The sequence below is a fragment of the Microbacterium flavum genome, from assembly GCF_018717645.1.
Classification (GTDB): Bacteria; Actinomycetota; Actinomycetes; order Actinomycetales; family Microbacteriaceae; genus Microbacterium; species Microbacterium flavum.
On sequence record NZ_JAFLHG010000004.1, the window covers coordinates 232,089 to 246,950 of the forward strand.

Consider the following 14,862-nt stretch of genomic DNA (forward strand, 5'->3'; position numbering starts at 1 on the left):
GCGCTGAGAGCGCGCCGGGCGCGACTCAGGAGAGGCCGGCGTCTCCGCCCCGCGCCTGCAGCGCCTGCGGCGGCGTGACCGCGCCGTCGGCACCCGTGTCCGCGGCGGCCGCCTCGTCGGCGGGGCCCGCCGCATCCACCTCGTACCCCCGCGAGAGCACCCGATAGGACCGGGTCGTGAAGGCGAGCACGCCGATGACCACCATCACGAGACCCGCGACGAGGAACACCAGCGCGATGCCGCGGGCTTGGCCGTCGCCGAGCAGCCACGACCAGCTCGACCGCCCCGCGTCCGAGTCCATGTACGGGATCACCCAGAACTGCGCGATCGGAGCGATGAGGAACGCGGTGATGGGCGCCGCGCCCGCCTCGAAGGTCGCCGCCGCGCCGAAGACGCGCCCCTGCGTCTGGAACGGCACCACCTTCTGGATGACCGTCTGCTCGGCGGACTCGATGATCGGCACGAGCGACATGTAGAGCCAGATGCCCAGCACGTACAGCCACCACCAGTCGCGGATGGTGAACAGAGCGCCGAGGAGGCCCATGACGATCACCGCGAGGAGCATCGTGCGGATGGGGTTGCGGCCGAGGCCGCGCTTCGCGACGATGGCGCCGCCGATGATGAACCCCGTCGAGGTCACGCCCAGCACGACGCCCCACATCTTCACGTCGAACAGCGTCAGGCCGTACGGGTCCATGAGCGCGAGGTAGACGCCGCCGATCAGGTTGTTGAACGTCGAGAAGAGGATCAGCGCGAACAGGCCGGGGACGGCTCGGATGGCGACCGCCGCGCCCGCGATGTCGATCGCCTTCGTGCCGGGGGTGCGCTCCGGTTCCTCCTCGGGGATCCGGAGGGTCAGCAGGTGGACGAGCGCGACCGCGGTGAGGACCAGGGCGATCACGAGGGTCCACCCCATCCCGACGAGCCCGATCGCAAGCCCGGAGAAGACGCTCGTGACGAGGAACGCCAGGCCCTGAACCGTGCCCACCAGACCATTGGCGTTCGCATGGCGCTCCGTGGGCACGAGGAGAGTCACGGTGGTGGAGAGGGCGATGTTGCGCAGGTTCTCCACGACGGCACCCGCCAGGAGGATCCCCGAGAACAGCCAGAACCACGGCCCGCCCAGGTCGAGGATCGCGCGCTCGGGGAGGAGCAGGAAGATCACGCCCGCGATGGCGAACGCGACGAGGGTGAAGACCGCGGACACCACCATGACCCGATGTTTGCGATGGCGGTCGACGAAGGTGCCGAACACCATGCCGAAGAGGGCGAGGAGCAGCATGTACGCCCCACCGATGATCCCCGTCGCGAGCACCGACCGCGTCTCGAGGTACACCCAGAAGGTGAGGGCGAACCAGAGGAAGCTCGTCGTCACGTTGGCGACGGCGGTGTTCACGAGCACGCCGAAGAACGTGCGCATGCCGCCGTGCGGTGCGGCGGACGGTGCCGCAGCGGTCTCCTCCGAGGTCATGCCGCGAGGCTAGCGGGCGCCTCGGACACGCGGAAGGGACGGACCCGGGGAGGGCGAGCGCCCGCGGGGGCGCTCAGTCGACGGGCCGGAACTGCCGCAGCACGCGCATGCCCGCCGGAACGAGGATCACGAGGATCGCGCCCACCAGCGCGGCGATGCCGATCGGGGTGCTGGGCAGGTCGCCGCCCAGGCGCGCGACCGACAGCCATCCGAGGCCCCATCCGATCGCGAGGGCGGGCGCGATGCTCCACCGCGACCACGCCGTGAGGGCGAGGGCGATCACGACGACCGCGACGACCACGAGGGTTCCGGCGAGCGCCGCCGCGCTGGCCCACGATTCGGGCCCGGTCGCGGTGAGCGCCGCCCCGAGGTTCGCGACCGTCGCCAGCGTCGCCCAGCCGAGGTGCAGCCCGGTCGCGCCGTCGTAGAGCAGGGCCGGGAGGATCCCGTCGTGCGGCTCCCGCGTCCGGACGATCTTCACGTAGGCCGCACACAGCGCCGCGAGCAGGAGCGCGAGCACCACGACCGTCGCCCACACGCCCGCGAACTGCACCGTGACCAGCCACGCGCCATTGAGCACCATGGTGAGCGCGATCCACCAGCCGACGACACGCTGCCGCTCGCTCGCGCGCTGGCTCGGAAGGGCCTGCCAGACGGTGTAGCCGAGAAGGCCCAGGTAGATCAGGCTCCAGATGCTGAAGGCCGTCGTCGTGGGAGTCAGGTACGAGGCATCCGGGTCGAACGCTCCACCGACGGCGTCCTGGATCGGAGTGCCGCCGAAGGCGCCGATCCCGACCATGTCCCCGACGATCATGAAGCAGAACGCACTGATGACGACGATCTGCCGGGAGAGGTCGCGGGATCGAGGCGAAGCCATGACGACAGCCTAGGCACGCGGGAGAATCTAGGCTGGAGCGGTGACAACGCTCCATGATCGTGCTATCCGAGGCTTCGCCAGCGACAACTACTCCGGGGTGCACCCGGAGGTGCTCGCGGCGATCGCCGCCGCGAACGACGGCCACCAGATCGCCTACGGGGAGGATGCGTACACCGCGCGCCTCCAGGAGGTGTTCGCGAGCCACTTCGGCGAGGGCGTGAGCGCCTTCCCGGTGTTCAACGGGACGGGCGCGAACGTGACCGGGCTGCAGTCGATGCTCCCCCGCTGGGGCGCGGTGATCGCGGCATCCACGGCCCACATCAACGTGGACGAGGGCGGCGCACCCGAACGGGTCGCGGGGATCAAGATCCTCAACGTGCCGACGACCGACGGCAAGCTCACCCCGGAGCTCGTCGACCGCGAGGCGTGGGGCTGGGGCGACGAGCACCGTGCGCAGCCCCTCGTCGTGTCGATCACGCAGTCCACCGAGCTCGGCACCCTCTACACGCCGGAGGAGATCCGCGCCCTCGCCGACCATGCGCACGCACGCGGCATGCGCTTGCACCTGGACGGGGCCCGCATCGCGAACGCCGCCGCGGCCCTCGACCTGCCGCTGCGCGCCTTCACACGCGACGTGGGCGTCGACGTCCTCAGCTTCGGCGGCACGAAGAACGGCGCGCTGGGCGGCGAGGCGGTCGTCGTGCTCGATCCCGCGGCATCCGACGGACTGCTGTTCCTGCGCAAGCTCAACATGCAGCTGGCGTCGAAGATGCGGTTCATCTCGGCGCAGCTGGTCGCCCTCCTCGAGGGCGACCTCTACCTGCGCAACGCCCGCCATGCCAACGCGATGGCCGCGCGGCTGCGGGCGGGCGTCGAGGCCGGGCTCTCCGACGGTTCGATCACGGGGGTGACCTTCAGCCAGCCGACCCAGTCCAACGGCGTGTTCGCGACCCTGCCCGACGGGGTCGCCGACCGGCTTCGGGAGGCGTTCCGCTTCTACGACTGGGACGCGGCGAAGAACGAGGTGCGCTGGATGTGCTCGTTCGACACCGAGGAGTCGGACGTGGATGCCTTCGTCGCGGAGCTCTCCCGCCTCACCTGAATGCGGGCCGCCGCGACGCGATCTTCAGGCGCGGGCGCGGCCTCACGCCCCCGCGAGCCATTCTCGATAGGCGTCGAAGCGGTAGGGCCGGCCGAGGAACGACGTGACGAGATCGGCCGCGTCGCGGCTTCCCCCGGGCTCGAGGATGTCGCGACGGTAGCGCTCCGCGACGGCCGGGTCCATCAGGTCCCCCGCGAAGGCCGACAGCAGGTCGCGCGCGATCACGAGGCTCCACTGGTACGTGTAGTAGCAGGACCCGTAGCCGGTGAGGTGCCCGAACCCCGCGTAGCTGTGCAGCCCGCGCAGGGGCTTCACGGGGCTCGTCACGTCGTACCAGTGCTCCGTCGCGGCCTGCAGGTCCGCCGGGCGGTCGACGTGCAGGTGGTAGGACACGTTCGCGTGGCCGAGCTGGCGTCGCACCTCGAGGGCGCGCCCGAACCCGTCGGCGACCGCCATCTTCGCGACGAGATCGGCGGGGATCGGCGAACCCTCCGCGTCGGCGGTGAAGGTCGCGAGGACCCCGGCATCCCACGCCCACTCCTCCAGGAGCTGGCTCGGCGCCTCGACGAAGTCCCACTCGGTCGCGACTCCCGTGAACCGTGCGAAGCGCTGGTTCCCACCCAGGATGGCGTGGACGAGGTGGCCGAACTCGTGGAAGAAGGTGACGACCTCATCGTGGGTCATGAATCCGCGGGCGAAGTTGCACAGGAGCACCGACTCCGGCAGAACCCTCCCGGTCACCCCGGGAGCCAGGCCGAAGCAGGCGGCGTGGGTGTACTTGCCCTCGCGCGGGTGCAGGTCGAGGTGGATGCGCCCGAGCCGCTCGCCACCTCGGATCACGTCGTAGGAGTGAACGTCGGAATGCCATGTGGGGACATCGACGGGCACGTAGGACACGTCGAGGAGTCGGCCCGTCGTCGCGAGGAGGCCCGGGAGCACGCGGTCGAAGGTGAAGTAGGAGCGCACGAGCTGCGCGTCGACGTCGTGGCGCTCCTTGCGGAGGGCGCTCAGGAGGTAGAAGAAGTCGGCGATCGTGACCTCGGTCGCGTCGGGATCATCCCGACGGAGGCGCTCGAGCAGGAGCGGGTACTCCGCCTCCGCGGCGCCCGCGGAGGCCTCATCCAGGCGCGCGAGGAAGTCGGCGATCGCCCCACCCGACCCGATCATCCGGGTCTCGGTCTCGTAGTCGGCCCAGTCGCCGTAGCCGAGGAGCGCCGCACGCTCCGCGCGGACGTCCAGGAGCTCGGCGAGGATGGCGTCGTTCGCGGGCCACGCCAGATCGTTGTACGCCGCGACGAGCGCCGTACGAGTCTCCCGATCGCTGGCGTATTCACGCACGGGCATGAGGTCGGGGTAGTCGGTCGTCAGCACGACCCGGCCATCCTCGCCGGCCGGGTGCTCGTCGATGAAATCCTGCGGCAGCCCGGCGAGCGCCTCGGGCGCCACCCGGATCTCGCGCCGCCCGTCGCGGACGTTGCGCGAGAACTCCAAGCTCAGCTCGGTGTCGCGATCGGAAAGGGCACGCACCCGCTCGCGCTCGGCGTCGGGGAGGTCGACGCCACCGCGGCGGAAGTCGCGCAGCGCCTGCGTGAGAAGGCGGCGCTCGTCCTCGTCGAGGCCGGCGGATGCCGCGTCGGCGTCGGCTGCCTGCAGCGCCGAGAACAGTGCACGGTCCTGGAGCCGCTCCGCATCGAGGGCCTCGAGCCGCTGCACCTGCTCCTCCGCGGCGGCGCGGACACCCGCATCCGGATGCGACTCGCTGAGGAGGTACACCTCACTCGTGGCGCGACGGAGCGCCAGGTCGGCGTCGTTCCAGAGCTCGAGGATGGCGGTGGCATCCATCCGCGCGCCGGGTTCTGCTGCGGCGATGAGCCGGGCGTCGATGTCGGCGACGAGGGCGACCGCTGCGCTCGGACGCTCGGTCACGAACGCGCGCCAGCCTTCGGGGTCGGTCGGGAACGCGAGAGGCTCGGGGAAGGTCATGATCCGAGCCTAGGCCGGACGGGCGACACGCGCCGGGCCGCCATCGGCGCGGGGGCGGTCTGCTCAGCGGCGGCCGAGCATCAGGTCGGCGAACGTCGGGCGGAAGTGCCGCGCGACGTAGGTGACGGCCTCGTCGACGCCGAACGCGCGCGTCGAGTTGCCGACGCGCACCCACAGGTCCTTCGACGCGCCCTGGGTGAGGAAGACGGGCTCGCTCGAGCGCGGGCAGCGCACCGCGCACACCTCGCGCCCGTCGATCTCGGCGAAGCGGATGCGCGGCAGCGCGGCGGCGTTCTTCCCCAGCGCGGCGGTCAGCATGTCGCGCAGCCATAGTTCGAAGCGGTCGGCGTCGGGCGTGCGGAGGGTCGAGTAATCGCGGGCGAGGCCCCGCGGCGCACCGGCGTCGTCGACACCGATCACGAGCGTGCCGCCCGCGCTGTTGAGGAAGGCCGCGACGGTCTTGGCGACGGTCAGCTCCATCCGCGGGTCCTTCTTCTCCTCCCGCACGTTCCACCGGGCCGTCTCCTTGAACTCCACCCGATCGCTCTCGCCCGCGCCCAGCAGCGCCGGCACGTCGATGGCCGGCTCGTGGCGCAGGACGGCGTAGGCGGCCGCCACGAGGAAGGACAGCCCGAGGCTCGTGCCCACCGCGATCAGCGCCGTCGTCGGCATCCACAGGCGCAGCCCGAACGTGAACCAGCCCGCGATGAACAGCCCGACGCTGAGTCCCACCACCGACACGTTCGTCATGATCGACAGCGGCAGCGACAGTCGCGCGCCGAACAGCCGGCGCAGCAGCCACGCGATCGCGAACGCCGCGAGCAGCGCGAGCGGGAGAGCGACCGCGAACTCGACGAGAGTGGAGCTGCGGGGCATCAGCGCAGGGCGCCCACCGACGCGAGCGCCTGCCGCAGGAGGATCGAGCGGCCGCCCTCCATCTCGGCGGCGAGGGAGTCGGATGCCGCCTCCTCGGGGCTCATCCAGGTGACCTCCAGCGCATCCTGACGCGGCTCGCAGGTGCCTGTGACGGGCACGACGAACGCCAGGGACACGGCGTGCTGCCGGTCGTCGTGGAACGCGCTCACGCCGGGGATCGGGAAGTACTCCGCGACAGTGAAGGGCACCGGCTGCGGCGGGAGGAGCGGGAAGGCCATCGGGCCGAGGTCGTTCTCGAGGTGGCGGAAGAGCGCATCGCGGATCGTCTCGCCGTAGCGGACCCGACCCGAGACGATCGATCGGGTGATCTCGCCGATCGGCGTCGCCCGCAGCAGCACCCCGATCTGCGTGACCTGCCCCATCCCGTCGGTGCGGACGGGGATCGCCTCGACGTAGAGGATGGGCAGCCGGCGACGCGCCTCGGCGAGCTCGATGTCGGTGAGCCAACCCGGATTCGGGGAGCCTCCGGGCGTGGAGGACCCGAACATGCCGTCGCCGCCCGACGGTCCGCGCCCGCCACCCGCGCGGCCGCCGCTGCCGAGCGGATCACGAGGGGTCCCGTCGTCGTCGCGCTCGTTCGGGTCGGGGTCGGGGGTGCGCACGGCCATGCCTCATGTATACCCCGTCCGCCGCCGGATGCCCGTCCGCCGCCCGATCGCTCGGGCGCGGCGCCGGGACGGCGTGCTCGGCGGGATGTCGGACGCGGATGCCAGGATGTCGGTATGAGCGAGATCCCCGCCCTCGACGACGCGGCCGCCCTCTGGTCGTGCCCGCCGGAGGAGCGCGCGGGCAGGCCGCTTCTCATCCTCCTGCACGGCTACGGGTCGCACGAGGGCGACCTGTTCAGGCTCGTGCCCTTCCTCCCGCCGGAGTTCGTCGTCGCGGCCGTCCGCGCGCCGCTCAGCCCCCCGTTCCCCGCGCCGGGGTGGTCCTGGTTCCCGATCGAGGGCGTCGCGGACGCGGCGAGCACGGCCGCGGCAGACGCCTCGGCGGCGGTGACCGCGGCAGCCGAGAGCCTGCGCGCGTGGCTCGGTCGCACCACCGACCCGGCGACCGCCGTCGGCCTCCTCGGCTTCTCGCAGGGCGGCGCCGTCGCACTGCAGGCGCTGCGGCTCGCGCCGGAGCGCTTCTCGTTCGTCGTGAACCTCGCCGGCTTCGTCGTACCGGGAGAGCTCCCCACCGATGCCGCTCTCGCGGAGCTTCGACCGCCGGTGTTCTGGGGTCGAGGAGCGCGCGACGAGGTCATCCCGCCCGGCCGCATCGCCCACACGACCGAGTGGCTGCCCCGCCATGTGGATCTCAGCGGCCGCGTGTATCCGGGTCTCACCCACAGCGTCTCGGAGGAGGAGCTCGCCGACGTCCGCGCGTTCCTGGAGAAGCGGCTCGGCGACCTGTCCGGCTGAGGCGTCGAACCCCGGCGGCCCGGCACCGGCCGCGCCGGGGCGGCGGCCCCGGTCGTCGGCGGCCCTGGCACCGGGTGCGACAGTCCGGTAGAGTGTCGGCGTTCCCGTTGCCGAGTGTGAGGACGAGCCGTTGAAGCGTATCGACGCCGCGCTGTGACCCCGCGCTGATCGTCGATCCTCCGCTCGTCCCGATCGGAACACCGACGCGTCCGCGCATCCATCCGCGCCGACCGTCGACCTTCTGCCGTCCTCCGTGCGCCCGAGCCCCTGTGCTCCCGGGCCGCGCGCCTCCGGGGCTCAGCGTCCGCCGCGTCCGCGCATCCGCGATTCGGAGGACCCCTTGCACACCATTTTCTCCCCTTCCCCCGCGGTCGTCCTCGACCGCGTCACCTTCTCCTGGCCCGACGGCACCCCGGCGCTCCACGATGTGTCGGGAGCGTTCGGCGACGGGCGGACCGGCCTCGTCGGCCGCAACGGCTCGGGCAAATCGACGCTGCTCGCGCTGATCGCGGGCGCGCTGACCCCGGCATCCGGCACCGTCTCCGCCATCGGCGACGTCGACCTCCTGCCGCAGCGGCTCACTCTCGCGACCGACCGGCGGGTCGCCGAGGTCCTCGGCGTCGCGGCGACGCTCGACGCCGTACGCGCGATCTCCGCGGGCGACGTGTCCCCCGATCACTTCGACGCGGTGGGCGATGACTGGGACGTCGAGGCGCGCACCGCGGCGGCCCTGTCCGAGGCGGGGTTGCCTCCGAGCGTGCTCGATCGCCGGATCGGGCAGCTCTCCGGCGGCGAGGCGGTGCTCGCGGCGCTCGTGGGCGTGCGCCTGCGCGGCGCGGCGGTCGCGCTCCTCGACGAGCCGACCAACAACCTCGACCGCGATGCGCGGGCGCGGGTGTACGACCTCGTCCGTCGCTGGCGCGGGGCGCTCGTCGTGGTGAGCCACGACCCGGCGCTGCTCGACCTCATGGACGACACCGCCGAGCTCTACGGGAACACCCTGTCCACGTTCGGCGGACCGTACACTCCGTGGCGGGAAGCACGGGATGCCGAGCAGGCCGCGGCCCGGCAGGCCGAGAGCGCAGCGCGCCAGGTCGTGCGACGCGAGAAGCGCGACCGCATCCATCAGGAGCAGGTGCTCGCGTCGCGCGCGGCGATGGGGCGCCGAGCCCAGATCGAGAAGCGTGTGCCCGGGATCGTGGCGGGTGCCCGCAAGCGCTCGGCGCAGGAGTCCGCCGGACGACTGCGGATCGAGGCATCCGGAAAGGAGGCGCAGGCCCGCGCGGCCCTCGACGCCGCCGAGCGCCGGGTCCGCGACGACGACAGCGTGCGGATCGACCTGCCCGACCCGGGCGTCGGCTCGGGCCGGCGGCTCGCGACGTTCACGGGCGGCGGACGGTCATGGGTGCTCCAGGGGCCCGAACGGGTGGCGCTGGTCGGGCCGAACGGGGCCGGCAAGACGACCCTCGTCCGCCGGTTGGTCGACGACGGACGGCAGGACTCCTCCGCTCCGACCCCCGGCGGGGCGGATCCGGCGTTTCCGCCCCCCTCGGTCGCGAACCGGTGGCGTTCTGTCGACGTCACCGCGCAGACCGACCGGATCGGGTACCTGTCGCAGCGGGTCGATGGACTGGACGACGCGGGCTCGCCCCTCGAGAACCTGCGCCGGGCGGCGCCCGGTGTCGGCGATGTCGAGCTGCGCGGCAGACTCGCCCGGTTCCTGCTGCGCGGGGACACGGTCCTGCGGCCCGTCCGGGCTCTCTCGGGCGGCGAACGGTTCCGACTGGCGCTCGCCTGCGTGCTGATGGCGGACCCCCCGCCGCAGCTGCTGGTGCTCGACGAGCCGACGAACAACCTCGACCTCGACACCGTCGATCAGCTCGTCGACGCGCTCTCCGCCTACCGCGGCGGAGTGATCGTCGTCAGCCACGACGACGGGTTCCTCGCCCGGCTGGAGCCCGACCTCGTGCTCGAGCTGCGGGACGGCGCGCTCACGGAGGGAGGCCTGCGGACCGCTGCCGCCGCGAGCCACCCGCCCGAGCGGGGGTAGCCCTGGGCGGACATCCGCGCCGAGGCCCCTCTGCGCAATGTCGGGTCTGCGCGATGTCGGGTCTGCGCAATGTCCCCTCTGCGCGATGTCCCCTCTGCGCAATGTCGGAGGGTCGCGCGAAGATGGACGGATGAGCGACGTGCTCGAACGGTTCGGTCCTGCGACGCAGGACTGGTTCCGCGGCGCCTTCGCTCAGCCGACCCCCGCGCAGGCGGGCGCGTGGGAGGCGATCTCGCACGGAAAGCACGCCCTCGTCGTCGCCCCGACCGGCTCGGGAAAGACGCTGTCCGCTTTCCTCTGGGCCATCGACCGCGTGTTCCGCGAGCGGCCCGCGGCGCCGGACACCGCGGCGGCTTCGGCGAGCGCGGCCGCGGGCGAGCCGGGCGCCGCCGCGGGCAGGACGCGCACGGCCGGGGCGAAGAAGAGGCGCACTCCGAAGACGGATGCGCCTCGCACCCGCATCCTCTACGTGTCGCCCTTGAAGGCGCTGGGCGTCGACGTCGAGCGGAACCTGCGGTCCCCGCTCGTCGGCATCGGTCAGTCGGCGCGGCGCCTCGGCATCCCGGTCCCCGAATTGACGGTGGGCGTGCGCTCGGGCGACACGACCTCCGCCGACCGGCGGCGGCTCGTCACGGACCCTCCCGACATCCTGATCACGACCCCCGAATCGCTGTACCTGATGCTGACCTCGCAGGCGTCGGAGACCCTGCGGGGCGTGCACACGGTCATCATCGACGAGGTCCACGCGGTCGCCGCGACCAAGCGCGGCGCGCACCTGGCGGTGAGCCTCGAGCGCCTCGACGCCCTCTTGGAGACGCCTGCGCAGCGCATCGGCCTGTCCGCGACGGTGCGGCCGATCGACGAGGTGGCGCGGTTCCTGGGCGGCTCGGCTCCCGTGGAGGTCGTCGCGCCCCGGGCTGCGAAGACGTTCGACCTGCGGGTGGTCGTGCCGATCGGCGACATGCTGAACCCCCCTCCGCCGCCCGGGTCGGAGGCCGACGACGCGGATGCCGGGCCCTCGGGCAGCCGGAGGACCGGCGGCGACCGTGACCCGGACGGCGCGGACGGTGACGGCGACTGGTTCTCCTCGCCGTCTCCGCAGCCGTCGGAGGTCACCGGCTCGGTGTGGCCCCATGTCGAGGAGGCGATCGTCGACCGGGTGCTCGCGCACCGCTCGACCATCGTCTTCGCGAACTCGCGGCGACTCGCGGAGCGCCTGACCGGTCGACTCAACGAGATCTACGCGGAACGACTCGACCCCTCGACGAGCTCGGGGACCGGCGCCGCAGGCGGCTCGGGGACCGGGGCCGCAGGCGGCTCGACGAAGCCTCCCGCGGCGATGATGGCGGCGGCCGGGTCATCGTCCGGCGCCGAACCCGTGCTCGCGAAGGCGCACCACGGCTCCGTCTCCAAGGAGCAGCGCGCTCAGGTCGAGGACGAGCTCAAGAGCGGCATCCTGCGGTGCGTCGTCGCGACCAGCTCGCTCGAGCTGGGCATCGACATGGGCGCCGTCGACCTCGTCATCCAGGTCGAGGCCCCGCCCTCCGCCGCCTCCGGCCTGCAGCGGGTCGGGCGCGCCGGCCACCAGGTCGGCGAGATCAGTCGCGCGGCCCTGTTCCCCAAGCACCGCGGCGACGTGCTCCACACGGCAGTCGTCACCGAGCGGATGCTGTCCGGACAGATCGAGTCGATCTCCGTCCCCGCGAACCCGCTCGACATCCTGGCGCAGCAGACGATCGCGGCCTGCGCGACGGGGGTGATCGAGGTCGAGGACTGGTTCGAGACCGTCCGCCGCTCCGCCCCGTTCCGCACCCTGCCGCGCTCGGCGTACGAGGCCACGCTCGACCTGCTCGCCGGCAAATACCCGTCCGATGAGTTCGCCGAGCTCCGCCCCCGCGTCGTGTGGGATCGCGATCACGGCACCCTCACCGGTCGCCCGGGAGCGCAGCGCGTCGCTGTGACGAGCGGCGGGACGATCCCCGACCGCGGACTGTTCGGCGTGTTCGTCGCGGGCGAGACGCGGAACGCGCGCGTCGGCGAGCTCGACGAGGAGATGGTCTACGAGTCGCGCGTGAACGACGTCTTCACCCTCGGAACCACGAGCTGGCGCATCGTCGAGATCACCCATGACCGCGTCAACGTCCTTCCCGCGTTCGGGCAGCCGGGCAAGCTCCCGTTCTGGCACGGCGACGGACTCGGCCGCCCCGCGGAGCTCGGCGAGGCACTCGGGAGGTTCTCGCGCGAGGTCGCGGCCGCGTCTTCCGAGAAGGCCACCGAGCGCCTGCGGGAGTCCGGCCTCGACGACAACGCGATCGACAACCTCCTGGCCTACCTCACCGAGCAGAAGGCGGCGACCGGGACCCTCCCCACCGACCGCACGCTGACCGTCGAGCGTTCGCGCGATGAGGTCGGCGACTGGCGCATCATCCTCCATTCCCCGTACGGCATGCACGTGCACGGGCCCTGGGCGCTCGCGGTGAACGCGCGGATCCGAGAGCGGCTGGGCGTGGAGGGATCGGCCGTGGCGAGCGACGACGGGATCATCGCGCGGGTGCCGGATGCCGAGACCGAGCCGCCGGGCGCGGAGCTGTTCGTCTTCGACGCCGACGAGCTGGAGCAGATCGTCACCGACGAGGTGGGCGGCTCGGCGCTGTTCGCCTCGCGGTTCCGCGAGTGCGCCGCGCGCGCCCTGCTCCTGCCACGACTCAACCCCCACAAGCGCTCGCCCCTGTGGCAGCAGCGTCAGAAATCGGCGCAGCTGCTCGAGGTCGCGAAGAACCACCCGACGTTCCCGATCATCCTCGAGACCCTCCGGGAGGTCCTCCAGGACGTCTACGACGTACCGGCGCTGCTGCGGATCGCCCGCTCGATCGCCGACCGTCGCATCCGCCTCGTCGAGACGACGACGTCACAGCCCTCTCCCTTCGCGCGCGACCTGCTGTTCGGGTACGTGGGCGCGTTCATGTACGAGGGCGACTCGCCCCTCGCCGAGCGGCGCGCAGCCGCGTTGTCGGTGGATCCCGCGCTGCTCTCGGAGCTCCTCGGCAAGGTGGAGATGCGCGAGCTGCTGGACCCGGGCATCCTGGCGCAGTTCGAGGCGGAGGCGCAGCGCCTCGCCCCGGACCGACGCGTGCGCGGCGTCGAGGGGGTCGCCGACCTCCTCCGGCTGCTCGGCCCGCTGAGCGCCGTCGAGGTCGGCCTGCGGGTCGAGGGGCCTGCCGCCGCCCTTCAGAAGCGCGAAACTGCGGATGCCGAGGCGGCGGACCCGCACGACGGCGCCTCCGAACCCCTCGCCCCCGACGCGGCACAGGCCCTTCTCGACGAGCTCGTCGAGGCGCGACGCGCAATCCCGGTGACGATCGGGGGCGAGCGGCGGGTGGCGCAGATCGAGGATGCCGGGCGCCTGCGCGATGCGCTCGGCGTGGCCCTGCCGGTCGGCATCCCGGTGGCCTTCCTCGAGCCGGTCGTCGATCCGCTCGCCGATCTCGTCGCGCGCTTCGCCCGCACGCACGGCCCGTTCCGGACGTCGGATGTCGCGACGCGACTCGGGATCGGTGCGGCGGTCGCGCGTCAGGCGCTGCAGCGGCTCGAATCGCAGGGACGGCTCGCGAGCGGATTCTTCCTCCCCGCCGAGGCGGCCCGCGAGGGCGACCTGGAGTGGTGCGACAGCGAGGTGCTGCGGCGGCTGCGACTGCGCTCGCTCGCCGCGATCCGCGGGACGGTCGAGCCGGTGGCCCCCGAAGCGTTCGCGCGCTTCCTCCCCGCGTGGCAGCACGTCGCGGGGTCGGCGGGCGGGCGGCCGCTCGAGGGGATCGACGGCGTGCTCGCGGTGATCGAGCAGCTCGCGGGGGTGCCGCTGCCCGCGAGCGCCTGGGAGTCGCTGATCCTCCCCTCCCGTGTCTCGGACTACACCTCCGGCATGCTCGACGAGCTGACCGCGACGGGCGAGGTCGTCTGGTCCGGGCACGGGTCGCTCCCCGGCCGCGACGGCTGGATCGCCCTGCATCCCGCCGACGCGGTCGCCCTGACCCTCGCCCCCGCCGATCAGGACGGCGAGTCCGGGCCCGACGCGTTCGAGCAGCAGCTGCTCGCGGCGCTCGGCACCGGGGGCGCGTACTTCGCGGCGCAGCTGGTCGCGATGACGGGCGCGCCGAGCGAGCAGGCGGTGATCGACGCGCTGTGGAACCTCACCTGGACCGGCCGGGTGACGAACGACACGTTCGCCCCCGTGCGCGCCCTCCTCGGAGGTGGGTCGCAGGCGCATCGCACGGCACGTCGGACGCCCCGCGCGCGCATGTTCCGGGGCACGCCTCTCGCCGCCGTGCGGGGCGCGACACCTCCGCCGCCGCAGCGACCTCCCCTCATCGGCGGTCGATGGTCGCTCCTCCCCGACCCGAGCCCCGACGCGGCTCTGCGGGCGACCGCGGCGGCGAGCATGCTCCTCGAGCGCTATGGCATCGTCACACGGGGCAGCGTCCAGTCCGAGGGGATGCCGGGCGGCTTCGCGCAGGCCTACCGCATCCTCGCCGGATTCGAGGATGCCGGTCACACGCGACGCGGGTATTTCATCGAGCGCCTGGGCGCGGCGCAGTTCGCGGTCTCCGCCACGGTCGACCGGCTGCGGACGTTCGCCGCTCTCGCCGATCCCGCGCCGCGGAACGCGCTGACTCTGGCGGCGACCGATCCCGCGAACCCGTACGGCGCGGCGCTCGGCTGGCCGGCGCTCGAGGGCGTCGGGCACCGCCCCGGGCGAAAGGCCGGCGGACTCGTCGTCCTCGTCGACGGCGAGCTGACGCTGTACCTGGAGCGCGGCGGGCGTTCCGCGCTCGCCTTCACCGAGGACGAGGAGGCCCTCGCCGCGGCGGCGCGCAGCCTCGTCGAGACCGCTCGGGCTCGGCGGCTCGATACGCTCACCGTCGAGCAGGTGTCGGGCGTCTTCGTCTACGGCACGCCGGTCGGGCGCGCGCTGCTCTCCGCCGGCTTCGTGGAATCCAGCCGCGGACTCACTCTCCGGCGGCAGCGATGACGGCGCCGCGACGC

At 72.7% G+C, this 14,862-nt stretch carries 9 protein-coding genes; 4 read left to right on the top strand and 5 right to left on the bottom strand.

What is annotated here, in order from left to right:
• Window positions 1-25 precede the first annotated feature (25 nt).
• On the bottom strand, window positions 26-1,471 hold the full coding sequence (locus tag J0P97_RS06115) for an MFS transporter (RefSeq protein WP_281423636.1): 1,446 nt from the start codon (window positions 1,469-1,471) through the stop codon (window positions 26-28).
• A gap of 73 nt (window positions 1,472-1,544) precedes the next feature.
• On the bottom strand, window positions 1,545-2,348 hold the full coding sequence (locus tag J0P97_RS06120) for a TspO-related membrane protein (RefSeq protein WP_215486879.1): 804 nt from the start codon (window positions 2,346-2,348) through the stop codon (window positions 1,545-1,547).
• Window positions 2,349-2,388: 40 nt separating this feature from the next.
• On the opposite strand from J0P97_RS06120, the gene J0P97_RS06125 reads away from it, so the two are divergent.
• Window positions 2,389-3,450: a threonine aldolase family protein gene (locus J0P97_RS06125; RefSeq protein ID WP_215486880.1), complete on the top strand. Its 1,062-nt coding sequence runs from the start codon at window positions 2,389-2,391 to the stop codon at window positions 3,448-3,450.
• A 42-nt stretch (window positions 3,451-3,492) separates the two neighbouring features.
• On the opposite strand, the gene J0P97_RS06130 is transcribed toward J0P97_RS06125, so the two are convergent.
• The 3 genes from J0P97_RS06130 to J0P97_RS06140 all read right to left on the bottom strand — a co-directional run bounded on the left by J0P97_RS06130 (window position 3,493) and on the right by J0P97_RS06140 (window position 6,977).
• The gene (locus J0P97_RS06130) at window positions 3,493-5,433 is read right to left on the bottom strand and encodes a M3 family metallopeptidase (RefSeq protein ID WP_215486881.1); all 1,941 of its coding nucleotides are present in this window, start codon (window positions 5,431-5,433) and stop codon (window positions 3,493-3,495) included.
• A 63-nt stretch (window positions 5,434-5,496) separates the two neighbouring features.
• Complete coding sequence (locus tag J0P97_RS06135; protein ID WP_215486882.1) at window positions 5,497-6,309, bottom strand: AlbA family DNA-binding domain-containing protein; 813 nt, start codon at window positions 6,307-6,309, stop codon at window positions 5,497-5,499.
• The gene (locus J0P97_RS06140; protein ID WP_215486883.1) at window positions 6,309-6,977 is read right to left on the bottom strand and encodes an NUDIX hydrolase family protein; all 669 of its coding nucleotides are present in this window, start codon (window positions 6,975-6,977) and stop codon (window positions 6,309-6,311) included. The genes J0P97_RS06135 and J0P97_RS06140 overlap by 1 nt, the downstream gene beginning before the upstream one ends.
• A gap of 114 nt (window positions 6,978-7,091) precedes the next feature.
• On the opposite strand from J0P97_RS06140, the gene J0P97_RS06145 reads away from it, so the two are divergent.
• The 3 genes from J0P97_RS06145 to J0P97_RS06155 all read left to right on the top strand — a co-directional run bounded on the left by J0P97_RS06145 (window position 7,092) and on the right by J0P97_RS06155 (window position 14,848).
• Window positions 7,092-7,772: an alpha/beta hydrolase gene (locus J0P97_RS06145; protein WP_215486884.1), complete on the top strand. Its 681-nt coding sequence runs from the start codon at window positions 7,092-7,094 to the stop codon at window positions 7,770-7,772.
• Window positions 7,773-8,121: 349 nt separating this feature from the next.
• The gene (locus tag J0P97_RS06150; RefSeq protein WP_215486934.1) at window positions 8,122-9,822 is read left to right on the top strand and encodes an ABC-F family ATP-binding cassette domain-containing protein; all 1,701 of its coding nucleotides are present in this window, start codon (window positions 8,122-8,124) and stop codon (window positions 9,820-9,822) included.
• 130 nt (window positions 9,823-9,952) lie between these two features.
• Entirely contained in the window at window positions 9,953-14,848 is a 4,896-nt protein-coding gene (locus J0P97_RS06155) for an Lhr family ATP-dependent helicase (protein ID WP_215486885.1), read from the top strand.
• Window positions 14,849-14,862: the final 14 nt, after the last annotated feature.

Excerpts from the sequence above, each read along its gene's own strand:
- J0P97_RS06140 (WP_215486883.1), bottom strand. The coding sequence starts at position 6,977 with ATGGCCGTGCGCACCCCCGACCCCGACCCGAACGAGCGCGACGACGAC.
- J0P97_RS06120 (WP_215486879.1), bottom strand. The coding sequence starts at position 2,348 with ATGGCTTCGCCTCGATCCCGCGACCTCTCCCGGCAGATCGTCGTCATC.
- J0P97_RS06115 (WP_281423636.1), bottom strand. The coding sequence starts at position 1,471 with ATGACCTCGGAGGAGACCGCTGCGGCACCGTCCGCCGCACCGCACGGC.
- J0P97_RS06145 (WP_215486884.1), top strand. The coding sequence starts at position 7,092 with ATGAGCGAGATCCCCGCCCTCGACGACGCGGCCGCCCTCTGGTCGTGC.
- J0P97_RS06135 (WP_215486882.1), bottom strand. The coding sequence starts at position 6,309 with ATGCCCCGCAGCTCCACTCTCGTCGAGTTCGCGGTCGCTCTCCCGCTC.
- J0P97_RS06155 (WP_215486885.1), top strand. The coding sequence starts at position 9,953 with ATGAGCGACGTGCTCGAACGGTTCGGTCCTGCGACGCAGGACTGGTTC.
- J0P97_RS06130 (WP_215486881.1), bottom strand. The coding sequence starts at position 5,433 with ATGACCTTCCCCGAGCCTCTCGCGTTCCCGACCGACCCCGAAGGCTGG.